The sequence below is a fragment of the Lentimicrobiaceae bacterium genome (genome assembly GCA_020636745.1).
Lineage (GTDB): Bacteria > Bacteroidota > Bacteroidia > Bacteroidales > Lentimicrobiaceae > Lentimicrobium.
On record JACJXH010000009.1, the window covers coordinates 127,996 to 150,619 of the forward strand.

21 protein-coding genes are annotated in these 22,624 nt (G+C 44.0%); 19 read left to right on the forward strand and 2 right to left on the reverse strand.

Going from position 1 to position 22,624, the window contains the following annotated elements; all coding sequences use genetic code 11:
• Nucleotides 1-195: 195 nt before the first annotated feature.
• Nucleotides 196-2,313 (forward strand): Ig-like domain-containing protein, encoded by a 2,118-nt coding sequence (locus H6541_13230; GenBank protein ID MCB9016744.1) that lies wholly within the window; start codon nt 196-198, stop codon nt 2,311-2,313.
• A 63-nt stretch (nt 2,314-2,376) separates the two neighbouring features.
• On the opposite strand, the gene H6541_13235 is transcribed toward H6541_13230, so the two are convergent.
• Nucleotides 2,377-3,537: an MFS transporter gene (locus tag H6541_13235; GenBank protein ID MCB9016745.1), complete on the reverse strand. Its 1,161-nt coding sequence runs from the start codon at nt 3,535-3,537 to the stop codon at nt 2,377-2,379.
• 349 nt (nt 3,538-3,886) lie between these two features.
• Between H6541_13235 and H6541_13240 the strand changes: the two genes are divergently transcribed.
• The 8 genes from H6541_13240 to H6541_13275 all read left to right on the forward strand — a co-directional run bounded on the left by H6541_13240 (nt 3,887) and on the right by H6541_13275 (nt 13,499).
• Nucleotides 3,887-4,546, forward strand: coding sequence for a hypothetical protein (locus H6541_13240; GenBank protein MCB9016746.1), 660 nt, complete (start codon nt 3,887-3,889; stop codon nt 4,544-4,546).
• A gap of 87 nt (nt 4,547-4,633) precedes the next feature.
• Nucleotides 4,634-5,242, forward strand: coding sequence for a hypothetical protein (locus tag H6541_13245; protein MCB9016747.1), 609 nt, complete (start codon nt 4,634-4,636; stop codon nt 5,240-5,242).
• Nucleotides 5,243-5,244: 2 nt separating this feature from the next.
• Nucleotides 5,245-6,030, forward strand: a complete 786-nt coding sequence (locus H6541_13250) for a methyltransferase domain-containing protein (protein ID MCB9016748.1) — start codon at nt 5,245-5,247, stop codon at nt 6,028-6,030.
• Between the two features lie 67 nt (nt 6,031-6,097).
• Complete coding sequence (locus H6541_13255) at nt 6,098-6,628, forward strand: N-acetyltransferase (protein MCB9016749.1); 531 nt, start codon at nt 6,098-6,100, stop codon at nt 6,626-6,628.
• A 187-nt stretch (nt 6,629-6,815) separates the two neighbouring features.
• Nucleotides 6,816-10,754 (forward strand): PAS domain S-box protein, encoded by a 3,939-nt coding sequence (locus H6541_13260; GenBank protein MCB9016750.1) that lies wholly within the window; start codon nt 6,816-6,818, stop codon nt 10,752-10,754.
• A 135-nt stretch (nt 10,755-10,889) separates the two neighbouring features.
• Nucleotides 10,890-11,642, forward strand: a complete 753-nt coding sequence (locus H6541_13265; protein ID MCB9016751.1) for a response regulator transcription factor — start codon at nt 10,890-10,892, stop codon at nt 11,640-11,642.
• Nucleotides 11,643-11,697: 55 nt separating this feature from the next.
• Nucleotides 11,698-12,420: a GNAT family N-acetyltransferase gene (locus H6541_13270; protein ID MCB9016752.1), complete on the forward strand. Its 723-nt coding sequence runs from the start codon at nt 11,698-11,700 to the stop codon at nt 12,418-12,420.
• 197 nt (nt 12,421-12,617) lie between these two features.
• Nucleotides 12,618-13,499, forward strand: a complete 882-nt coding sequence (locus H6541_13275) for a DMT family transporter (GenBank protein MCB9016753.1) — start codon at nt 12,618-12,620, stop codon at nt 13,497-13,499.
• Nucleotides 13,500-13,675: 176 nt separating this feature from the next.
• On the opposite strand, the gene H6541_13280 is transcribed toward H6541_13275, so the two are convergent.
• Nucleotides 13,676-13,849, reverse strand: a complete 174-nt coding sequence (locus H6541_13280; protein MCB9016754.1) for a hypothetical protein — start codon at nt 13,847-13,849, stop codon at nt 13,676-13,678.
• A 172-nt stretch (nt 13,850-14,021) separates the two neighbouring features.
• On the opposite strand from H6541_13280, the gene H6541_13285 reads away from it, so the two are divergent.
• From H6541_13285 to H6541_13330, 10 genes are all read left to right on the forward strand, one after another.
• Nucleotides 14,022-14,465: a GNAT family N-acetyltransferase gene (locus H6541_13285; protein MCB9016755.1), complete on the forward strand. Its 444-nt coding sequence runs from the start codon at nt 14,022-14,024 to the stop codon at nt 14,463-14,465.
• A 99-nt stretch (nt 14,466-14,564) separates the two neighbouring features.
• Nucleotides 14,565-15,710, forward strand: a complete 1,146-nt coding sequence (locus H6541_13290) for an amidohydrolase (protein MCB9016756.1) — start codon at nt 14,565-14,567, stop codon at nt 15,708-15,710.
• A gap of 4 nt (nt 15,711-15,714) precedes the next feature.
• On the forward strand, nt 15,715-16,866 hold the full coding sequence (gene alr, locus H6541_13295; GenBank protein ID MCB9016757.1) for an alanine racemase: 1,152 nt from the start codon (nt 15,715-15,717) through the stop codon (nt 16,864-16,866).
• A 108-nt stretch (nt 16,867-16,974) separates the two neighbouring features.
• Nucleotides 16,975-18,279: an aminotransferase class I/II-fold pyridoxal phosphate-dependent enzyme gene (locus tag H6541_13300; GenBank protein ID MCB9016758.1), complete on the forward strand. Its 1,305-nt coding sequence runs from the start codon at nt 16,975-16,977 to the stop codon at nt 18,277-18,279.
• 237 nt (nt 18,280-18,516) lie between these two features.
• On the forward strand, nt 18,517-19,104 hold the full coding sequence (locus tag H6541_13305; protein ID MCB9016759.1) for a class I SAM-dependent methyltransferase: 588 nt from the start codon (nt 18,517-18,519) through the stop codon (nt 19,102-19,104).
• 57 nt (nt 19,105-19,161) lie between these two features.
• A complete protein-coding gene (locus H6541_13310; protein MCB9016760.1) occupies nt 19,162-19,650 on the forward strand; it encodes a GNAT family N-acetyltransferase in 489 nt (162 codons plus the stop codon).
• A 101-nt stretch (nt 19,651-19,751) separates the two neighbouring features.
• Nucleotides 19,752-20,288, forward strand: coding sequence for a heme NO-binding domain-containing protein (locus tag H6541_13315; protein ID MCB9016761.1), 537 nt, complete (start codon nt 19,752-19,754; stop codon nt 20,286-20,288).
• 6 nt (nt 20,289-20,294) lie between these two features.
• Nucleotides 20,295-21,650, forward strand: coding sequence for a response regulator (locus tag H6541_13320; GenBank protein ID MCB9016762.1), 1,356 nt, complete (start codon nt 20,295-20,297; stop codon nt 21,648-21,650).
• Nucleotides 21,640-22,044: a PAS domain-containing protein gene (locus tag H6541_13325; GenBank protein ID MCB9016763.1), complete on the forward strand. Its 405-nt coding sequence runs from the start codon at nt 21,640-21,642 to the stop codon at nt 22,042-22,044. Before H6541_13320 ends, H6541_13325 begins: the two co-directional genes overlap by 11 nt.
• A gap of 115 nt (nt 22,045-22,159) precedes the next feature.
• Nucleotides 22,160-22,570: a hypothetical protein gene (locus H6541_13330; protein MCB9016764.1), complete on the forward strand. Its 411-nt coding sequence runs from the start codon at nt 22,160-22,162 to the stop codon at nt 22,568-22,570.
• Nucleotides 22,571-22,624 lie beyond the last annotated feature (54 nt).

The following is a 22,624-nucleotide window of genomic DNA, read 5'->3' on the forward strand; positions in this document are numbered from 1 at the left end:
TTACTAAAAAAAATAAAAACTTTAAACGATACTTGAAAAGGAATATAACTTTCATGTAACTTTGAAAAAGTTATTGGGATAAGTGTACTTTTTTCTAAGTTTTTTTTTGTGATTGCCTAAATTCTGCATGTAATGGTCTGGATTTGGGTTTAACTTATTTATTCACTTAATGCCGGAAGGCGTAAAATTAAAATTATGAAAAAACTTTACTTTCTATTTGGATTGGTATTCTGCACCTTGGTTGCTTTTTCACAAGAGGTTCTTCATGAAGATTTTAGTAATGGTCAGATGCCACCTGCAGGTTGGTCAATTGATGCTCAGGCAGGAAACTGGAGCGTGTCACAAACGGCCAACGCCGGTGGACACTCTCCCGAAGCAAAAATGTCCTGGTCGCCACAATTTAATACAACTACCCGTTTGATTTCATCATCAATTGACATGACCGGTCAGGATTTGCTTCTGTTACAGTTCAGGCACATGATTGACCATTATTCTGGCAATTATCAGATTGGAGTTGCCTACCGCGTAAACGGAGGTGCTTGGACCAATGCCTGGACCAAAACAGTTACTACTTCTATCCCGGCAGAACTTGTGTATGTTCCCATTGCTGATGCAGCCATTAATAGCTCTGATTTTCAGTTCTGTATTTTCTTTAGTGGGAGCAGTTATAATATCAACAGCTGGTATCTTGATGATATCATCCTCACTATTCCGGCTGAACTTGATGCTTCGCTTGCGGAGATCAATGTACCTACTTATTTTTTGGGTAGTAAAGATGTAAAAGGGAAAATAACGAATAAAGGTGCTACAGTTATTAACTCTTTTAAGTTTGCATGGCAATTGGGCGATGGTGAAATTCATGAAAATTCTGTTGTGGGACAGAATCTTGTGCTTGGTGGATCTTATAATTTTACCAGTACAACCCAGGTTTCGGGCGAACCGGGTAGTTATGTGCTGAAAGTCTGGGTTACTGATGTAAATGGTATTACCGGGGCTGATGATGTACCTGAAAATGATACATTGTCAAAATCGATTGGAATTCCTACCCAATCAGTTGCCAGAAAGCCTTTATTCGAAGAGTTTACCAGTTCAACCTGTGCTCCATGTGCCTCTTTCAATAATGGCGTTTTCAATCCATTTGTGGCTGCTCACGGCGACGAGATTGTACTTGTTAAGTATCAGATGAACTGGCCCGGTGCCGGAGACCCATACTATACAGCAGAAGGCGGACAGCGAAGAACCTATTATGGTGTAAATGCCGTGCCACAGCTATTTGTTGATGGTAAAAATACTTCTACCAATTCAACCGGCGTCAATACGGCTTTTAATAATTCTCTGGCTAATCCTGCCTTTGCCGAAATTTCAGGTTATTATACCATTTCGGGTAATGAAGTGGCACTTGATGCAAGTTTGGTTGCTTACACTAATATTACCAATGCCAGCTTATTTGTGGTTATTTTTGAAGGTATTACTACTGAAAATCATGCTACCAATGGTGAAACTGAGTTTCATCATGTGATGATGCGGATTCTGCCTGATGGAAATGGAAGCACGGTTGAACTTCAAAGTGGTGTCCCCATGGCGATTAGTCATGTTGTTGATATGACAGGCACGAATGTTGAAGAAATGGAAGATCTTCAGGTAGCTATTTTCTTGCAGGATAATGAAACCCAGGAAATTTTTCAGGCAGCTTATGCAACGCTTTCCGGTGCACTTATTAGTCTGACTCCTGCCAATAATACTACCGAAGTTCTGATTGATCAGCCCTTAAATATTGGTTTCAGTGCTCCTGTCAGATTGATTGGTGGTGAAGAACTTACCAATGACAATGCCGCTACAGTTGTAACCCTTGAAGAGGCTGATAGCAAAGGTGTGGCTGTTCCGTTTACTGCAGAAGTCAATGAATCAAAAACAGCCATCACCATTACTCCGGTTGAGAACCTGCAGATGAGTACTGCTTACATTTTAACCGTTAGCCCTGTTGAGAATTACAATGGGTTGGCTACCTACGAAGCTGTTTCGCACTTTTCTACACAAACCAATGTTGGTGTCCTATCACCCGATAAGGCAAAAGTGGCTATCTATCCTAACCCGGCAGTTGATCAGCTTCATGTGATGCTGAATGCCGAACTCGGAAAGATTCAGTCTGTCTTGGTTTATAACTCAAATGGAGCTGTGATGTCAGCTGTTCAATTTGATGTTCTGAGCTCAGGCAATTTAAAAGTGGATGTAAATTCACTTTCTTCTGGGCTTTATCTGATGAAGGTTGTGGGAACAGAAGGCTCAGCCTCTGCTGCCTTTGTGGTGAAATAATCAAATTTTGATAAATAAGGGAAAGCCTGGTTTTAAAAAGAAGCCAGGCTTTTTTTTGTGATTTTAAAGCTGGCTGACCGCCATTTTAATGACGGGAAGTTTACGATAGAAAAATAAAGTGGCAACCAGGCATAATACTCCAGCAATGCCAACCGTCACCTGAACGCTTGTTATTTCAGCCAGCCAACCCATGGTGAGGCTTCCCAAAGGTGTAATTCCCATAAAAGACATGCTGTATAAAGCTACAATTCTTCCTCGCATGTCATCTTTTACCATGGTTTGCAATAAAGTGTTGCTTGAGGCGAACTCAACTACCATTCCAAAACCGGCCACTGCCAGTATGAGCAGGGAGAAGGTCAGATTCACTGAAACGGAGAACAGAATTAACCCAATGCTGAACATTCCTGCTGAAATAAAGATAATCAGAGGGATGCCGCTGAGCGATCGGCGGGTGGCCAGAAACAAGGCTCCTGTTAAGGCGCCGGCTCCGATAGCTCCGATTAGATATCCGAGCGTTTGCGCATCTCCGTTGAGTACTTCGCGGGCAAATACCGGCATAAATACCTGAAATGGCAATCCCAGGAAACTGGTAGTAAATACCATTACCAAAAGAAACCGGATAGGTAAAACCTTGAATGCATAACCAAAGCCGCTCATTAAATCATTCCAGATAGCCTGATGTTTACCCTGACTGGTAGCAGATTCGACCTTCATGGCCAGCAGCGAAGCGATTACTGCCAGGTAGCTGAGCCCGTTTACAAGAAAGCAAATGCCTTCACCTGATAATGCAATAAGCAAACCGCCAATTGGTGGACCCGCAAATCGGGCGGTATTGAAAAGTGTTGAGTTTAATGCAATGGCGTTTTGCAGATCTTTTTTGTCGGTAACCATATTCACCAGAAAAGCATGCCTGAAAGGTGTATCAAAGGCAACTGAAATGCCATTCATAACAGCCGACAGAATGATATGCCATACCTGTATTCTTCCGCTGAAAATTAACAGCGATACGCCAATGGCGATAAGCATTGATATTGTTTGCGTGGTAATCAGCACTTTGCGGCGGTCAATCCTGTCGGCAAATACTCCGGCCAGCGGGGTAATAACCAGGGAGGGTATCTGCCCTGCAAAGCCTACTATGCCCAGTAAAAGAGCTGAACCGGTAAGTTTATATACCAGCCATCCAAGCGCAATATTCTGAATCCAGTTACCCGGAAGTGAAATCATCTGACCAAAGAAATAAAGCCGGTAATTTCTATGCCGCAGCGACCTGATAGTATTCAGTGGCCATGCACTGGAAAAATGATGAAGTCCATTCAACGAAATATGATTTTATCAGACAAAATTAGATATTATACTTACAGGCCGATGTGATTATTGTGAATAAGTGGCATGATTTCCGGCAAAATTTTTGATAAGAGAGTGAATAATGCTGATAACTGTAATTTTAAAACAAACGGGTGGACTTATTATCCGGTTATTTTTACTGTTCATCGGTTGATTAACGCCTTTCACCGTTTATTAATTTATCCGGTGTTTTTTACATGATACTTTTGCATAAGAAAATGATGTGTTTATGAAGCGGAAAATTACATCTTTGATTGTTGCGTTATTTCTGATGGGCGCAACAGGTTCAGCCCAAACAAGCCCTTATGGCGAAAACGGTGATTTTCAAACAGTTTTTGGTCGTCATTCAGGAGCTCTCGGAGGGTATGTTTCATTGGGGCTGGGGAATACCCTCTTGAATGACAACAATGCGTTGCTTGGTCAAATGAGGCTGGCAGTGAGGCTTGATCACAGCCTTTCATTGGGTATCGCCGGAGCTGGCTTTACCGACTGGATTTATGGTGTAAATGAAGACAGGCCTGATTGGAGCCCCGATGGTTACAATATACAGGGAGGTTATGGCGGATTGTTTATTGAGCCGGTATTTGCCCCCCGATTTCCCGTGCATCTGGCCTTTCCGATTGTTTTTGGCGTAGGCGGAGTTGTGTTTACCGAAGAGAATGACAACTGGGATAACTGGGATGACAACGCTAATTTTTATGTACTTGACAGGGATGTATTTTTTGTAATTGAGCCGGGAGTTGAGCTTGAATTTAACCTTTCGCCTTTTATCCGTATGGGTACAGGAGTAAATTACCGGTTTACAAGTATGGTTGAGATTGATCGCCGCAATGAACATTTGCTCAATGGGGCATCGGTGTTTATAAATGTTAAAGCCGGAATTTTCTGACCATGACATCAACAGCGGATCAATGGCCCGTTTCATGCTATGATTAAATTTATTAGATAAAATTACAACGCCAATCAACAGAACAAGATGTTAAGAAATTCCGAAATCTCAGGCTTGTGCACTCCTGCAAGTGCCTACTCTTTTGAAACTGTAACCCATCAAAAGCGGAACGACTCATTGTACCGACAGATTATGAACAGTGCGCAATTCAGGCCCGGTGAAATCGTGCTGGAACTAAATGCTCTTTCTGGTGCAGGTCAGGGCTTTTTAGCCAGTATTAACCTTGTCAATGCCAATCCTTTGGGAGGCCTGCCTTTGCTTGTGGAACTCAGCCGTACAGAGGTGAAAGAGATAAGTGAGATTGCAGAGGTTAAGCTGAATGGAACTGATGAATCATTTGATGCAGTAATTCTGATGGGTGTTTTTAATCAACTGGCTTTTCAGGCTGATGCAGTGAAGAGAATAGCAGGAATGGTTTACCCGCACGGAAGACTAATCATTGCTGATCAATGGTTTCGCAAAGCAGGCCCAATGCTGGCCAGCCTTTTGGAATCATATAGGCGAAAAGGTGAAATCAGGATTTATTCTCCTTCATTTGTAAGCAGGGTGCTGAGAAGTTCAGGCTTCAGCCACATTGCCACATGGCCGGCAGGTGCCACCAATTTCTTTTGCATCGCTTCATCACAAAACAATTAAGCATGTATCCTTCCCTTGATATTGACGGATTGATTGATCCTGTAACGCATGAACCCCTGACCATGGGGAAGGGTTTTTTATTTAATCCCTCAACCGGCGATAAGTATTATATCAATAGCGGCATACCTGTTTTTTTACCTGAAAATCAGATGACGGGCGACAACCTGAAATACTCCAGGTTTTATGATAAAATAAGTATGTTTTACCGTGTTTCTTCCATCGTTTATTGCTGGATTAAAGGAACTACGGAGAAGAAAGTGAAGAAACTATACCTTGACTTGCTGGAGATTAAACCAGGAGATCGTGTACTGGAAGTGGGCATTGGCTCGGCAGATAATCTGGTTTACCTTGAACGCAAAGCAGGTTATACAGGAGTCGATATTTCATTCGGTATGCTCACCATGGCCAGAAAGCTTATCAAGCGCCTTAAAATCAAAGCTGAACTTTTTCAGGCAGAAGCTGAGCACCTTCCTTTTCGTGATCAAAGTTTTGATGTTGTGTTTCATGTAGGTGGCATTAACTTTTTTAACGATAAACAAAAAGCACTTCACGAAATGATACGGGTGGCTATGCCGGGCTCGCGTTTGCTTATTGTTGATGAAACAGAGTCTATGGTAATCAATACTTACCAAAGAAATCCGTTTTCCAGAAATCTTTATCAACTGGCCGACCGGGATCTCTCGGTGCCTGTTCACTTATTGCCCCCGGGGATGAAAGAAATTGAAGTCCGGTACTTTTTCGACCAGAAAATTTATTGTCTGACCTTCAGAAAGCCGCTAAACCCATGATATGTATACAGCTTATGCTAATGATAAGGATAGACAGCTAACTCAGGATGATGAAAAGTTATCGTATATGAAAACGCCTGAAGGTTTGATAATAAGACCCGAATTACCGGGTGATTATGCCGCTATTACTCACCTGATTCATGCCGCCTATGGTCGGTCAAACGAGGGTAATCTTGTTGAAGATTTGCGCCATAACCCACAGTTTATCAGTGGATTTTCACTGGTTGCCGTGCTTCATAAATTAATAGTAGGACATTTGCTGCTGTTCCCTGTTTTTGTCAGGAATGCCGGGTTGGTTTTTCGAAGTCTTGCACTTTCACCATTTTCAGTGTTGCCTGAATTTCAGCGAAATGGAGTGGGAGCCGCACTTGTGGTGTCAGCACTGGATGAGGCTAAATCGGGAAAATTTGGTTCAGTCGTGGCCTGGGGCTCCCGCAATTATTATCCGGCACTGGGCTTTGTGCCAGCTTCTCATTATCACATCTATCCCCCTTTTGAGGTGCCCGGTCATGTTTTTTTTGCAGTTGAATTGTTTGCTGGCGGTCTGAAGGACGTAAGTGGCAAGATTGAATTTCCACCCGAATTTTTTGCCTTTTGAAGTTTTATTTTTTGAATAAATCCGGCATATCAAATGCCAGCCGTTCAATTAACATCTGTGTAAATTTTAAAAACCCCGGCTCAACAGAAGATGTATATTGAATGGTATTGTTAATTTTATACGGATACTTGTGAATTTCTCTAAATTCATGTAGGTTTGAGGTGTAAAGATTTATGCACAACATCTTATGGTTCTTAACCCAATATTAAAATTTTTACGCGACCTGGGTACTTTCAACGAGGATAAGGAATTTATCCGTTACCGCGAAAGTAATATACGTAGCATTTTTACACTGGTCACGGCTATAGGGGTTACCTCATTTCTGTTGTTTCATTTTATCGATTTACTGAATGATAATCCGGTAGCTTCGACCTTATTCCGGATCAGGATTTTTGCTTCAGCTTTACTCATTGTTAATCTTATACTTGCCCTTACAACCCGCTATCATTACCGCTTAAAATTTTTTGTTGTTGCGGGCTTCTATATGGCCATGGGGGCGAGTGCACTTATTGCTCACTTTACCGGGTCAGCGTCAGGTTGGTACTGGAGTGCTCCTGTTTTGCTTCTTATTGTGTGGTTTGCCTTTATTCCGTTCAGGTTCTCGCGACAAGTGATTCACGGTTTTGCTTTTATGGTTCTTTACGCGGCCATTCTCTGGTTTTTGTCTGGCAGTTCTTTTCAGCCACTCAGATTTGCAGGTACCATATTTTTACTGCCCCTGTTCTTTGGCATTGGGGTGTTCCTGGCATTTTCGGCCAATCAGGCTGCTGCCGGTGTTTTTTTAGCAAGAAAAGCCGCGCGTACCAGCGATGACAGATACCGGATTCTGACTGAACATATGCAGGATGTTGTCTGGACTTTGGATTTGAAAACTTTCAGGTTTTCATTTGTAAGCCCTTCAGTTGAAAAACTGCTGGGATTTACTTCAGAAGAAATGCTTCGTATGTCATTTGCCCGGTCTTTTACATCCGCAAGCACAGCTCAGGTGCACCAAATACTTGAAGGAGTGGTGAAGGATTATAAAGGTGGTAAAGATGTTTCATCTGTTTCGTTGGGCGAACTTGAGCAGATTTGCCGTAATGGCTCAACCATTTGGGTTGAAGTAGCTGCAACGCTTATAACCGGTGAAAATGGCGAACTGGTTGAAATGCTTGGCGTGTCAAGAAATATTTCGTCGCGGCGCCAGGCTGAACAGGCATTGCGCGAATCGGAAGAGAAATACCGCACTCTGATCAATCAGGCAAACGATGGTATTTTTATCACCCAGCAGGGCGTTTTTAGGTTTGTCAACCAGGCGTTTTGCGACATTACTGAGTATACCTCTGAAGAGCTTTATGGCAAGCCTTTTATTGAATTGATTGCTGATGAAGAAAAAGACAGGCTTGCCGAAATTCACCGTAAACGCATGGTCGGCGAAAAAGTGCCCTCTATGTATTCTACCATTGGTATTGCAAAGTCAGGCCGCAGGGTAAATCTTGAGTTTAACAGCAGCAGCATTCAGCTTGACGGTAAGCCGGCTTCCTTCGTTATTATGCGCGATAGTACTGAACAGGTAAAGTCGGCCAACCTTATCCGCGAAAGCGAAGAAAAATACCGGTTTTTGGTTGAAAGAGCCAACGACGGAATCGTTATTCTGCAAAACGGGCAGGTGAAGTTTATGAACCAGATGATGGCCAATATTCTGGGATATTCAGTTGAAAGTATGATCAATACATCCTTTATCAGTTATATTGCTCCTGATGAAAAGGAAAAAATTATAAGCTTCTACAACAAAAGACAGAAGGGCGATGCCTTGCCTCAGATTTATGAAACAGTGCTGGTACATAAAAACGGCACCCTCAAACCTGTTGAGCTCAATGATGGAATTATCAGCTTTAACGGTGCCGAAGCTACACAAACTTATATCCGTGATATAACGGAGCGTAAAGTGGCTGAAAAGGCTTTGATTGAAAGCGAACAGCGCTATGCCCTGGCCGTTGAAGGCGTAAACGAGGGGATTTTCGATTGGGATCTGAATACCAATGAAGTTTATTTTTCCAACAATTACAAAGCAATTCTGGGTTATGAACCTGATGAAATGCAAAATAGCCTTCATGAATGGGAGTCAAGGATTCATCCTGCCGATAAGGATATGGTTATCAAGGCTAACCGCGACTTTATTGAAGGGAAAAGTGCAGTTTATCATCCCGAATACAGGCTTAAGCATCAGAACGGGACATACCGATGGATACTTTCCCGGGGTGTTTGTTTGCGCGATGCCGATGGTAAAGCTTATCGGATGGCCGGTTCGCATATGGACATTACTGACAGGCGCAAATCAGAAGAGCGTCTGCGCGAAAGCGAAGAACGTTACAGAAGTATTTTCAATACAGCTGCTGATGCTATTTTTCTTATCGACAAGAAAAACGGGAACATTATTGATGTTAACCAGCCGGCAAGCCGCATTTACGGATACACCACCGATGAATTGCTTACCATGCACATCGGACAGCTGGCTGATGAGCCTGATGATACCCTTGAAGTGCTGAATGAGCATAACCGGTTTCATTATGTTCCGCTGCGCAATTCAAAGCGAAAGGATGGTGAAGTGGTGATGGTCGAAATTTCATCAAGCTATTTTGAAATGGAGGGCCGTCCTTTTGTTATTGCCATGGTGCATGATGTAACCCAGCGTAAAAAAGCCGAAGAAGCCTTGCGAGAGAGCGAAACCAAATTTCGCGAAATTACCGATTTGCTGCCACAGCTCATTTATGAGCTTGACAATAAGGGTATGGTTACTTTTCTTAATCGTACCGGTAAAGAAATGTTTGGCATAACCGAAGCGCGCATTCGCGAAGGACTGAATGCGACTTCACTGGTTGTACCTGAGCAAAGAACCCGGCTTTTGCAAAATTTTTCGGCTGTGCTTAGCCTGAATTATGGTGAGTTGGAAAATGAATACACTGGTTTGCGGGCCGACGGAAGTACTTTTCCCATGCTTATTTACGGCTCGGCAGTGCTTCGTAACGGACAGGTGACCGGAAACCGGGGAATTGTGATTGACATTACCGACCGTAAAAATGCTGAAGAAGAGTTGCGTCGCATGAATGAAAGGCTGATGCTGCATTTCAGGCAAACTCCGCTTGCCTATATCGAATGGAACGAATTTCTGGAAGTAACTGACTGGAATCCGGCAGCTGAAGATATTTTTGGGTATTCGCGGGCGGAAGTGCTTGGCAAGCATGCTTTCAGCCACATTGTTCCGCCTCATGTACAGCCGGAAATTGTCCGGCTGTCAGAGGATATCCTCAGGCAATCGGGCGGGCAGCGAAATACAAATGAAAATGTCTCAAAAAGCGGACAGGCTCTGATTTGCAACTGGTATAATACACCTCTGAAGGATCCTTCAGGCAAGATTATTGGCCTGGCATCGCTGGTGCAGGATATAACTGAGCAAAAAAAGCTGGAAGCCGAGCTTGAAAAGTATGTGACGGTGCTGGAGAAGAATTATTCCGAAACCAAAATTAAAGTCCAGACTTACTCCCTTGAGCTTGAAACCCGCAAAAATGAATTGCTCCGGTTGCAAAAGGAAAATCTGCAATCGCAGTTCGAAACCCTTCGCAGCCAGGTAAATCCTCATTTTTTATTCAACAGCCTGAATGTGCTTACTTCGCTCATTAAAATTGAGCCCGAGCTGGCCGAGCAATTTACCATCAGGCTTTCAATGGTTTATCGTTATGTGCTCGAAAACAAGGAAAAAGATTTGGTTAACCTTGAAACTGAACTTGATTTTTTGAAAGCGTATACTTTTTTGCTCGATATCAGATTTTCGGGAAAGATGAAGGTAGTGGTGAATATTCCTCCGGAAAAACTGCAGCTTAAGGTTGTTCCACTGGCCCTGCAACTGCTTATCGAAAATGCCATCAAGCACAACACTTTCTCCAAAAAAATGCCACTCAGGGTGGATGTGTTTAGCCAGGATGATTTTCTGGTGGTTGAAAATAATCTGCAAATGCGCGAATCTCATGTTCAGTCAACCGGAGTTGGCCTGAACAATATTGCCAGTAGATATGCTTATTTTACTGACCGTAAGGCAGTTTCGGGTATACAGGATGGGAAATTTATTGTTAAAATACCTTTGCTCTGACCTTTCGGGCAAGGGCTGCAGATGCTTTTTGAAGTTTCAGCACTTCAACTGCTGGTTTTGCTGAAAACAGCATACATCAGCCTGTATGTCAGGCGAATGTAATGGATAGTATAAACTTATTAATATGCCTAAACGATGAAAGTTGTCATTATTGAGGATGAAGAACTGGCTGCACGGCGGCTTGAAATGCTCATCAATGAATGTGCTTCGGATGCTGAAGTGATTGCCCGTCTCGAATCGGTAAGCGAGGCCATTGAATGGTTTCGCGAAAACGCGGCACCCGACCTTATTTTCCTGGATATTCATCTGGAGGATGATCTCAGCTTTACCATTTTTGAGAAAGTCAAGATAAACTCACCGGTTATTTTTACCACGGCTTATGATGAGTATGCTATCAGAGCTTTTAAAATGCGGAGTATCGATTATCTGCTTAAGCCAATTGTAAAGGAAGAGTTGGCAGCAAGCCTTCAGAAATTTCGCGACTTCACGCAGGTCAGGCAGTTGCCTGATATGGATCAGCTCTTTAAATTGATTACTGCCGAAAAGGTTGTTTATAAGGAGAGATTTTCGGTTACTGTTGGCCAAAAAATTAAAACTTACTCAACCGACGATATCTGCTGGTTCTATTCTGAAGAAGGTATCACTTTTATGGTGGTGAATGACAATCACCAGTATCCGGTTGACTTCAGCCTCGATGAACTTGCTGACCAGCTGAATCCCAACGACTTTTTCAGGGTTAACAGGCAGTTTTTAATTAAACTCAGCTCAATAAAAAATGTGCACATTTATCCGAAAAGCCGTCTAAAAATAGAATTAATGCCGGCCTCTGACAGGGAGATTTTTGTGAGCAGAGATAAGGTAACCCGTTTTAAAGATTGGCTCGGCTAGGATATTCAGGCAATCTTCGCCAATGAATCAAGTGTACTTGTTGAAATAGTCAGACATGTTATCCCAAACGCAAACCGGACTGTTGCTGGTCAACAGCGATCAGAATATATCCATCCTGTGCATGGATGAAGAGTACCCGTTGCTGGAAGTGCAGCAGGAAGGGCCCATGCTGATGTGCCGGTTTCAGTCTGATGAAGAATGGTGCCATTTTAGTTACAACAGCACTTCGGCTTTTCTGGCTGGCTTTCTGAAGCTGCATCCCGGCAGGCAATATGTGGTTGTGTCGGATGACAGTGCTTTCAGCTGGCTGAAGCTCCATTGCCAACTTATCTGGTCTATCAATTGTTACAGGCTTTTTCAGGAAAACGAAATACCTGCCGGTGACGGGACTCTTGTTGTTCCTCTGTTGTCCGAACATTTGCCGTTGGTTTATGATAATTCAAAGTATCAGCAGTTTTTGTCAATGGATTATCTGCAAAAGCGCCTTGAATCGGGCGGCGGTTTTTGTATTTGCAATGCGGGGATGCCGGTGGCCTGGATCATGACGCATGACGACGGTTCGGTAGGCATGTTGCATGTGCTGGATGCATTCCGGCACCGGGGCTATGCCCGCCGGCTCATTGAGGCTATGTCGGCCAGGGTAAGGCAAAAGGGGCGAAGGGTGTTTGCACACATCGAACCTTCCAATGAAGCATCATTGCAGCTTTTTACAAGTATGGGCTTTGCCGTGAAAGCTTCTGTAACCTGGGCCCTGGTCAGAAAATTTATTAAAGCGTGACCTTCGTCGGGGCCATTAAGCCTGCGAAAGGTGATTTATGTAAATGCCCCCGCTTGTGACGCTTTCTTTGTGTTTTAATGGAGCATTAACCTTTTCATTATATCTCAACCGCTTGCCGGACTTTGTTTGTACTTTTGCCTGAATTATCAGGCACTTTTTTTCAGGTGTCGTTGTTTTTAACAGTAAGCTCAGTGCAAATGTCAGGCGTCAGGCGCGGTTATCTGTATGCATTTATTGCCACTATTTGCGGCTCACTGGTATATCTGTTCAGCAAAGCGGCTCTCCATATGGTTAGCCTGCCTCAGTTCGGGTTTTACTGGTTTGTCATTGCGTTATTCTGGAACAGCCTGATGGCGGCGCATCCCAAAGGCGGCTTTCAAATCAGCACTTTTACACGCAAAGATTTTCGAATTTTGTTGGTTGTTGGTTTGATTGAAATCGTGGCAACTTCAACGTTTTATGCAGCCATCTATATTTCCGATAATCCTGCTGTTCCTTCATTTTTACGCAATATGGAGTATCTGTTTGTGTCGTTGCTGGGCATGGGATTGCTTTCCGAGCGATTTGGCAAAGCAGGTATTGCCGGAGCTATCCTTACCCTGACAGGCGCTTTTATAATCAGCCTTAAGCCGGGGGCTGCCGGTAGCTTTCTTACAGGAGCCTCGGGACTGATGCTGATCTCTACTTCCTTTTATGCAGTCAGAACCATACTGGCCAAAATTCATATTCGAGCCATAAGCCCGGTGGTGCTGGCCATCAACAGGGCCTTGTTCCTGTTTCTTACCGCATCGGTTTTTATGGTGGTAAACCATCAGTCGTTGGTTATTCCATTGTCTGCCCTTTTGCTGATTGCTGCCGGCTCATTTGTGGGGCCTTTTCTTACCTCTATCTTTCAATATTCGGCCCTGCGTTATATTGAAGCCTCAAGAGCAGCTATCGTGCAAAGTACTACCGGCTTGTTTGTGATGTTGGGCGCATTGCTGATATTTGGCCGGTGGCCTGCTCACCTCCAGATTATTGGTGGGATGCTGGCTATTGCAGGCGTTATGCTGATGATGAAGAAAAATGAACGACCGTAACCTGAAAGCCTGAGTTTTTATTTTTTGCGCTTTTTTGCGGGAAACAGCCGGTTTGTCTGAGGCTTTCCTTGCCGTTTCGTAAAAAAATGCTATATTTGTAAAATCATTGGGGTTTGCGCCACGCTTTTCCTCATTTTGGGCTTTTATAAGTTAAGGCGCTTATCCTGAAGCATCATTCACCATATCATATTGTCTGGCGGCAGATATGGTTGAGCTTCCTTACAATTCTGCCTGTCATTCATTATTGCGGGTTCAGGATGTTTATTATTGTCCTGCAGCCATTCTTTTTTCTTCTGTCCGCCAGCCTGAATGTTCCCGCTGTTGATAATGTTTGTTCCTTTCCGGTTCATGGCAAGTAGTGCTTTTATCGGGCGTATCCCGTAACGGGTGTTGTCTGAGCTGATTTTATCCTGGTATCAGGGTGAAATATCTATGATGAATTACAATTCATTGCATCATATTGCTGCCCGAAGGAGCGTGAGGCTTTTTCCGAGGGTAATTTATTAACCAAATTTGAATTCAATGCTGACTATTAAAAAAATTACAGGAGAATCTGATTTTGATCAGGATCTCCATCGCGAACAATTTGTGGATTTTCTTTATACCCATCTGGGGCAGTTTGGCGATCCCAAAGATGCTATTAACAACTGTATTGATTTTGCCTTTGGCAAAAACGGTTTGCCCGGAGGGTTTCTTTTGTCGGCCTGGTACAATGGGAAACTGGCAGGTGCCCTGGTGGTGAACAATACCGGGATGAAAGGTTATATTCCTGAACACATTCTGGTGTATGTGGCGGTTGATGCTCAGCTAAGAGGGCAGGGGCTGGGACGCAAGATTGTGGAGTTTGCGCTGGCTGAATGTGATGGTAATGTAAAATTGCATGTTGAATACGAAAATCCGGCCAAAAAACTTTATGAACGCATCGGCTTTACTTCAAAATATGCCGAAATGCGCTTCAATAAATAATTCAATGACCATCGTTTCAGTTAGCTCTGGCTGGATGCCAATTTGTCTTTTATGGCGTTTCATGCCGGCAGATAACTGCTTTGGTAAGATGAACATCAGATGAAGGATTGGAAAAAAATAGAAACTGATTTAATTCAGCTCAGGCAGGAGCTACACCGCTTTCCTGAACTTTCGGGGCATGAATTTGAGACAGCTCAGCGTATTGCTGCATTTGCTGAAAAGTACAGCCCCGGCAAGGTACTCCGGGATCTTGGAGGAACCGGCCTCGCTGTAATTTTTGAAAGTCATGTTCCCGGGCCTGTTGTTCTCATTCGCTGCGATATGGATGCACTGCCCATTCAGGAGGAAAACCTGTTTGAATACCAGTCCACCCGCCAGCTTGTGTCGCATAAATGCGGGCACGACGGGCATATGGCCATTGTTGCCGGGCTGATTCCTGCCTTGGCGGAGACTAAAATCAAAAAAGGGAAGGTAGTGTTGTTGTTTCAGCCTGCCGAAGAAACCGGTGAAGGGGCTTTCAGGGTTATTTCTGATACAAGGTTTGCCTCTGTTATTCCCGATTATGTTTTTGCGCTGCACAATCTGCCGGGATTTCCGTTGCATGATATTGTGGTAAAAGATAACGAGTTTGCATCTGCTTCGCAGGGTTTAATTGTGAGGCTGAAAGGGAAAAGCTCGCATGCGGCAGAACCGGAAAAAGGCGTTACACCAACACTCGCTGTTACTGAACTGATTCATGAATTACTTGCCATACCTCATCAGCCATTCCTGCGCGATTTTTCGCTGGTTACCATTGTCCATACCCGTATTGGCGAACGGGCATTCGGCACTACGCCCGGCAATGCTGAAGTAATGGCTACCATTCGTTCATACAATAACCGCGATATGCGCAGTATGACCAATTATGCTGAAAAACTGGCATCTAAAATTGCCGCAAAGCACCAACTGAAACATGAGATTGAATGGGTCGAAAAATTTCCGGCTACTAAAAATTACAAGTCCTGTGTGCGCCTGATTCGCCAGTGTGCAGGCGAGCTGCAGCTTCATTTGCATGAAATTGAACACCCGTTTCGCTGGTCAGAAGATTTTGGCCATTTTACACAAAACTTCAGAGGCGCTCTGTTCGGTGTTGGTGCTGGACAGGCACATCCACAGCTTCATCATCCTGATTATGATTTTCCTGATGAGATAATCATCACCGGAACCCGCATGTTTTACTCACTTATCCAAAAATTAACTGCCTGAATTTATGTTCCAGCCATCTGTTATTGAAATCAGTAAATCAGCTTTGCAACAGAATATTGTTTTTATTAAAGCCTTTCTGAATAAAGGAGTGAAGCTGAGCTGTGTTGTGAAGGGAAATGCTTACGGACACGGAATTGAGACATATATACCCATTGCTGAGGAGGCCGGAGTCGATCATTTTTCTGTTTTTAGTGCCGATGAAGCCTTCAGGGTTAAACAGATTTGCAAAACAGAAACCGGTGTGATGATTATGGGCTTTATTGATGATGCTGAATTGGAATGGGCCATCCATCATCAGGTTGAGTTTTATGTTTTTGATAACAGCCGGCTGAAAGCAGCCATTGCAGCTGCCCGTAAACTGAACCAAAAGGCCCGCATTCATCTCGAAGTGGAAACAGGCATGAACCGCACCGGCTACGATCTTAAAAACCTGAAATTAGCCCTCGACTTGATCAAAAAGAACCCTGATTGCCTGACTGTTGAGGGAATGTGCACCCATTATGCCGGAGCCGAAAGTATTGCCAATTATGTGAGGGTTCAGTCTCAGATTAAAAAGTTTAATCAGTTTCGCAAATTTATTGAAAAGGAAGGCATTAAACCTCGCCGGTATCACACCGCCTGCTCTGCTGCCGCCATTACTTACCCCAAAACACAAATGGATATGGTTAGGGTGGGTATTTTGCAATATGGATTCTGGCCTACACGCGAAACTTACATTCAGTATATTCACAAAAACGGGGAGCCTTCGCTGCCTTTAAAACGCATCCTTTCGTGGAAATCAAGGGTTATGAATGTTAAAATGATTAAAACCGGCGAGTTTATTGGGTATGGCACAACCTACCTGGCACAGACTGATAAGGTGATTGCAACGGTGCCAATCGGTTATGCACTTGGGTTTTCGCGCAATTTGAGCAATGTGGGCAGGGTGTTGGTAAACGGAATGAGAGTGTCAGTAATTGGCATTGTAAATATGAATGTGATGACCATTGATATTACTTCTGCCGGCAGTGTGAAAACAGGCGACGAAGTGGTTATCATAGGCCGTCAGGGCGAACTTGAAATTTCAGTAGCGTCATTCAGCGAGCTAAGTGCGCAGGTGAATTATGAAACACTCACCGGGCTGCCTTCTTCTATTCCCCGCTTCATTGTTGATTGACCGTGTTTCTTTTACCGGCACTGCCTGAAATGGCATTCCCGGCTCTGTTTTGTCCATTTTGTTTTGTATATTTATTTCTGAATCAGGAACTTTAAATAAAAGCAAGCTATGGGTTCAATCAGTAACCACACAAGTGAGTTTATCAATCCCCATCTCAACGGACTGGGTGTTTCAGCCACACTGGCCATTAATGCTCGTTCAAAGGAGCTGATGGCACAGGGCAAAACCATATATCGTTTCGGACTGGGTCAGTCGCCATTTCCTGTTCCCAAACCTGTGGTGGAAGCCCTGCGTTTGAATGCATCGCAAAAAGACTATCTGCCGGTGAAAGGGCTTCCGCTGCTTTGCGAAACAGTTGCCGGTTTTCACAGGCGAAAGGATGGCCTCAATGCACAGGCCGGATGTGTGATGATAGGGCCTGGCTCCAAAGAGCTGGTGTTTCTTTTGCAACTGGTATTCAATGCCGAAATCATTATCATCAGCCCCTGCTGGGTTTCTTATGTTCCTCAGGCCAAAATACTGGGTAAGGAGATTTCGGTGATTCACAGCTCCTATAAAGACAAATGGCAGTTGACACCGGCCCTGTTCGAAGCATTTCTTAAAAAACGAAACAACACCACCAAACCCGCGCTCATGATCCTGAATTATCCGGGTAATCCTGACGGGGTTTCGTTTAAGGATGAGGATCTTGAAGCGATTGGCAAACTGGCCCGCGCTCACCATATTTTTATTTTGTCAGATGAAATATACGGCATGCTTCACCACAAGGGAGAACATACGTCAATTGCAAAGTTCTATCCTGAAGGGACCATTGTAAGCTCAGGATTGTCAAAATGGTGTGGCGCCGGCGGCTGGAGGTTGGGTACTTTTAGTTTTCCTCCTGAGCTGCAATGGTTGTGCGATAAGATGGCTGTGGTTGCCAGTGAAACCTATACATCGGTAAGTGCACCCATTCAGTATGCAGCGGTTGAAGCTTTCAAAGGTGGTACCTTAATTGAAGAATATCTGTGGCATGTACGTAAAATTCTGGCTCATGTCGGACAGGCATGTGCTGCTTTGTTGCTTGAAGCCAATGTTAAAGTAAATCCACCTGCTGGCGGGTTTTATCTGTTCCCTGATTTTCATGCATTTAAAAAAAGATTGCATGACAAAGGCATTTTTACATCCGCTGAAATGTGCAGGCAAATACTTGAAGATACAGGCGTAGCCATGTTGCCGGGCAGTGCTTTTAGCAGGCCTGACGATGAATTTACGGCACGCATGGCATATGTGGATTTCGATGGCGCCCGTGCACTGGCAGCTTCCCGAACGCAGCCGCTTCATGAGCCGCTCCCGCCTGATTTTAACAAGATTTACTGTGCCAGGGTTGTGGAGGGAGTGGGTAAACTTAATGCCTGGCTGGCCGGACTTTGAAAGGCTGAGGCTGTGTTTAGTTGAAAAATCTTTTTTACCCGGTTTTAAATGCCATTTAACCGCTTGTTTATTCCTGTTTTCAATCGTATTTTTTAGCCAAACCTTTAAAAAGAAAAATGTATATTAGCTGCATGCATCCTGTGTTCATGCTGAGTTATAAAAGGCATTAAAAATTACAGGTGTGCGGATGAAAATTTCAGATTACCGTTCACTAATTCATGATTATTGGCTGCTTTTATGGATAAACAACCAACCTCTGCCGGAATAGCCCGAAGGTTTGCTGCCAAAGGCGTTTTTCCTTATCAAATGGCTTTTACTTTACTCATTCCATTGCGCAATATTTTTCTTTCGCCCAAGGAACTCATTCGACGGCTTGAACTGAAGAGCCATTGTGTTGTGCTTGAAGTTGGCTCAGGCCCCGGATATTTTAGCCGTCCGATAGCCAGGTTTTTAACCCGCGGAAAACTGGTAATGGCCGATATTCAGCAGGAAATGCTCGACTATGCCCGCAAGCGGCTTAACAGGAAAGGGCTGAAGAATGTGGATTATTACCTTTGTGATGGCTTGAAATTTCATCTCCAGGATATGATTTTCGACAGAATTTTCCTGATTACCGTCATAGGGGAGGTTGAAAACAGGGAGGCATATATGGCTGAATTTTACAGGATGCTCAAACCCGGCGGCTTGCTTTCAATTTCTGAACTGGCCGGAGATCCTGATAAAATGACCATGGAAGAGGTAACCGCACTGGCTGAGGCTGCTGGTTTCAGCGCTTATCGGTTTTATGGAAATAAGAAAAACTACACGGTGAACTTTCTGAAATAGCACCCCGCAAACAAAAACGATTTTATGACCTCACAATCTACATCTACTGAGAATCAGATGGAAATCATCATCAGGCCTGTTGAAGAAAAAGATAACCGCTTGCTGGCTAACATGATCAGGCAGGTTTTTCTGGAGCATGATGCACCACAGCAAGGCACCGTTTTTTCCGACCCTTCCACCGACGATTTGTTTACCCTCTTTCAAACAGAACAATCTGCTCTGTGGGTGGCCGAATGGAAAGGAATTCCGGTGGGGTGCTGCGGCATTTTTCCTTCGCCCGGTTTAGATGCCGGATATGCCGAACTGGTTAAGTTTTATTTGTCGAAAGAGGCTCGTGGCAAAGGCATTGGATTGGCGCTGATGCAGCAGAGTATTGATTCGGCAAAAAAAATGGGGTATAACTGGTTGTACCTTGAAAGCCTGCCTCATTTTGCAAAAGCGGTAAGCATTTATGAAAAGCAGGGCTTTGTAAGATTAAGTCAGCCTCTCGGAAAATCCATACACACCTCCTGCAATATCTGGATGGTGATGGAAATCAGCAAATGATGGCTCTTATAAAATGAAAATTGTTCAGTTTTACCGCTGAAGAACTCTTTTTCAAATATTGTGTTAATGGTGGTAAGTTGGTTTAACTAAAACTGAGGCAGATGAAAGGATTTATATTCACCGAATTTATGGAAATGGTGGAGCAGAAATTTGGCTTTGTCATGGCCAATGAGATGATTGAAGAAGGCAACCCTGCCTCCGAAGGCGTTTACACCGGTATTGGCACCTATCCTGTGGACGAACTGGTCACATTGATTGGCATTCTGCATCAGAAAACCCGGATTCCGGTGGCAGATTTGATCGAAACCTTCGGGCGTCATCTGTTTCGCTATTTTGTTCATAATTACAGCCATTTCTTTGAGAAGGAAAGTAATACCTTTGACTTTCTTGCCAGGATTGAGGGGTATATTCATGTTGAAGTAAAAAAATTATATCATGACGCTGAGCTTCCCCTTATTGAAACTACAGCGAGTGGAAACCGCTTGGTTATGGTGTATCGCTCAAAGCGGAAGCTTTATAAACTGGCCGAGGGACTGATAATGGAGTGTGCCGCTTATTATGGTGAAAATATTGTGCTACATACTTCCTTGCTTGAAGCCGATGGTTCAGCGGTGAAGTTTGAACTTGTCAGAAACTGATTGTTTATGGATGAAGTCAATGCTCTGAAGAAAATACTGGAGCGCGAGCGGAAAGCCCGTAAAGCTGCCGAACAGGTGATTGAGCAGAAGTCTCTGGAGATATACCAGATGAATCAGCATTTGCTCACCCTGAATGAAGAGCTTGAAATCCGCATTAAAAAGCGAACCAGTGATATTGAGGCTTCGCGGCAGGAGTTGCTGCTTGCTAAAGAACTGGCCGAGAAGGCTACCAATGCCAAATCGCTTTTCCTTTCAAGCATGAGTCATGAAATCCGCACCCCGCTCAATGGCATTGTGGGCATTACCAATCTGATGCTCGAAAGTTGTACTGATGAAAAAATGCTGGGCATGCTGCAAAAGGTGAAAGCTTCGGCTGACAACCTGATGGGCATTATCAATGATATACTGGACTTTTCAAAAATTGAAGCCGGCAAGATTTCATTTGAATCTATTCCTTTCTCTGCCAGGGAGCTGCTGGATATGGTGGAAGCTACTTTTGAGCAGCGTTTTAAAGCAAAGTCGCTGAGCTATCAGTTTCTGTCAGATGCTGGCATCAGCTATTATATCAAAGGCGACAGGCTGAGACTTCTGCAGGTGCTCAATAACCTGATTGGCAATGCCATCAAATTTACCGAATCCGGAAGTGTAGAGGTGTCGTTGCGTATTCTCAGAGAAACTGAATCGCAGGTGTGGCTGAGAGGCGAAGTGCGCGATACAGGTATCGGTATTCCTGAAGATAAGCTCGATAAGGTTTTTGAGCAGTTTGCCCAATCAGAAGCTGAAACAACACGAAAATATGGTGGCACAGGACTCGGACTCACTATCAGCAAGCAATTGATCGAACTTCAGGGCGGGGTGGTTGGTCTTCAGAGCAGGGAGGGAGAAGGATCTGTTTTCTGGTTTGAAGTGCCTTATGAAAAGGGTGAACCCTTCAGGCCTGTTCTATTGAAAGAAAATGAGGTGTTGAATTGTGACTTCGGCGGTAAAAAAGTGCTGCTGGTCGAAGACAATAAAATAAACCAGTATGTAGCTCTGCATTTTCTGATAAAGTATAATTTAAAAGTGGATGTGGCGAATCATGGGCTCGAAGCGCTTGATTATCTGGCCAATGGGTTGTATGATATTGTGCTGATGGATTTGCATATGCCCGAAATGGATGGCTACACCACTACCATAAATATCCGCAACGGCAGTTTTGGCGTGAAGCAACCCGGCATTCCGGTAATAGCCCTTTCGGCCGATGCTTTTACCGAAGCACGCGATAAAGTTTTTATGGCAGGAATGAATGATTATGCCACCAAACCCTTTCACCCCGAACAGTTTTTGTTGATTCTTCAAAAATGGCTACATCATGACAAATAATAATATGCCCGAATATATACTGAATGAGCTGCCTGTTGCGGTGTATATGCTGGATAGCCAAAACCGGTTACAGTATTTTAATCCTGCCTTCAGTAAGCTTTTTGGTGCGGGACCTGAGGCTGCCGGGCAATACATAGGGCTGGCCCTCGCCTGTGGCTTTGAGGCCAACGGTGCCGAAGCAAATGATGTGCACTGCAGGCATTGCAGCTTTTCTAAAATCTACAGGCAAGTCAGAAATAGCGGACAAGCTGTGTTTCATCAAAAAATAGTGCTGCAGCAGTCAGGCCTGAAAAATGGAATCTTTTTACTCGAAATTTCTGTATTCCCATTAAAAGATAAGCAGATTGTTGTGTTTGTTACCGATAAATCGTCTGATATGCCGCTGACTGACTGAACTAACTAGCCGGTATTATACTGGTTTCGTTGTTTCCGGCTTAATTTGCAACATGCCTTTTTGGCGCCGTTATTCACCAATGGCATCACTTTTATACACTGTAAAGATTGTATTTATGAAAATTGTAGTCCGGAATATTTTGGCTGTGATAGCCGGAGCCCTGCTGGGTAGCGTTGTTAATATGGGCATTATTATGATTAGTGGCTCTTTGATTCCTCTTCCTGCTGGTGCTGACAATACAACGATGGAAGGCTTGAAACAGTCGATGCATTTATTTCAGCCTCGGCATTTTTTGTTTCCTTTTCTTGCCCATGCCATGGGTACTTTTGCCGGTGCGCTGGTGGCTGCTCTGGTGGCTGCTTCGCACAAAATGAAATTTGCCCTGGCTATAGGCGTGCTGTTTATGGCAGGTGGCATAGCCAATGTGCTTATGCTGCCATCACCTCTCTGGTTTAGCATTGTTGATTTGGCCGGAGCTTATCTGCCTGTTGCTTTTCTGGCAGGAAAACTGGCCTCTCGTAAATAATCAGTTATCGCAACTGATTTGGCGGTAAGCCCGCCCACAGGCAGGCACTTTATC

Excerpts from the sequence above, each read along its gene's own strand:
- H6541_13305 (MCB9016759.1), top strand. The coding sequence starts at position 18,517 with ATGGATAAACAACCAACCTCTGCCGGAATAGCCCGAAGGTTTGCTGCC.
- H6541_13240 (MCB9016746.1), top strand. The coding sequence starts at position 3,887 with ATGAAGCGGAAAATTACATCTTTGATTGTTGCGTTATTTCTGATGGGC.
- H6541_13330 (MCB9016764.1), top strand. The coding sequence starts at position 22,160 with ATGAAAATTGTAGTCCGGAATATTTTGGCTGTGATAGCCGGAGCCCTG.
- H6541_13235 (MCB9016745.1), bottom strand. The coding sequence starts at position 3,537 with ATGATTTCACTTCCGGGTAACTGGATTCAGAATATTGCGCTTGGATGG.
- H6541_13315 (MCB9016761.1), top strand. The coding sequence starts at position 19,752 with ATGAAAGGATTTATATTCACCGAATTTATGGAAATGGTGGAGCAGAAA.
- H6541_13300 (MCB9016758.1), top strand. The coding sequence starts at position 16,975 with ATGGGTTCAATCAGTAACCACACAAGTGAGTTTATCAATCCCCATCTC.
- H6541_13230 (MCB9016744.1), top strand. The coding sequence starts at position 196 with ATGAAAAAACTTTACTTTCTATTTGGATTGGTATTCTGCACCTTGGTT.
- H6541_13275 (MCB9016753.1), top strand. The coding sequence starts at position 12,618 with ATGTCAGGCGTCAGGCGCGGTTATCTGTATGCATTTATTGCCACTATT.
- H6541_13320 (MCB9016762.1), top strand. The coding sequence starts at position 20,295 with ATGGATGAAGTCAATGCTCTGAAGAAAATACTGGAGCGCGAGCGGAAA.
- H6541_13260 (MCB9016750.1), top strand. The coding sequence starts at position 6,816 with ATGGTTCTTAACCCAATATTAAAATTTTTACGCGACCTGGGTACTTTC.
- H6541_13270 (MCB9016752.1), top strand. The coding sequence starts at position 11,698 with ATGTTATCCCAAACGCAAACCGGACTGTTGCTGGTCAACAGCGATCAG.
- H6541_13250 (MCB9016748.1), top strand. The coding sequence starts at position 5,245 with ATGTATCCTTCCCTTGATATTGACGGATTGATTGATCCTGTAACGCAT.
- H6541_13310 (MCB9016760.1), top strand. The coding sequence starts at position 19,162 with ATGGAAATCATCATCAGGCCTGTTGAAGAAAAAGATAACCGCTTGCTG.
- H6541_13325 (MCB9016763.1), top strand. The coding sequence starts at position 21,640 with ATGACAAATAATAATATGCCCGAATATATACTGAATGAGCTGCCTGTT.
- H6541_13285 (MCB9016755.1), top strand. The coding sequence starts at position 14,022 with ATGCTGACTATTAAAAAAATTACAGGAGAATCTGATTTTGATCAGGAT.
- H6541_13290 (MCB9016756.1), top strand. The coding sequence starts at position 14,565 with ATGAAGGATTGGAAAAAAATAGAAACTGATTTAATTCAGCTCAGGCAG.
- H6541_13280 (MCB9016754.1), bottom strand. The coding sequence starts at position 13,849 with ATGAACCGGAAAGGAACAAACATTATCAACAGCGGGAACATTCAGGCT.
- H6541_13245 (MCB9016747.1), top strand. The coding sequence starts at position 4,634 with ATGTTAAGAAATTCCGAAATCTCAGGCTTGTGCACTCCTGCAAGTGCC.
- H6541_13265 (MCB9016751.1), top strand. The coding sequence starts at position 10,890 with ATGAAAGTTGTCATTATTGAGGATGAAGAACTGGCTGCACGGCGGCTT.
- H6541_13255 (MCB9016749.1), top strand. The coding sequence starts at position 6,098 with ATGAAAACGCCTGAAGGTTTGATAATAAGACCCGAATTACCGGGTGAT.
- alr (MCB9016757.1), top strand. The coding sequence starts at position 15,715 with ATGTTCCAGCCATCTGTTATTGAAATCAGTAAATCAGCTTTGCAACAG.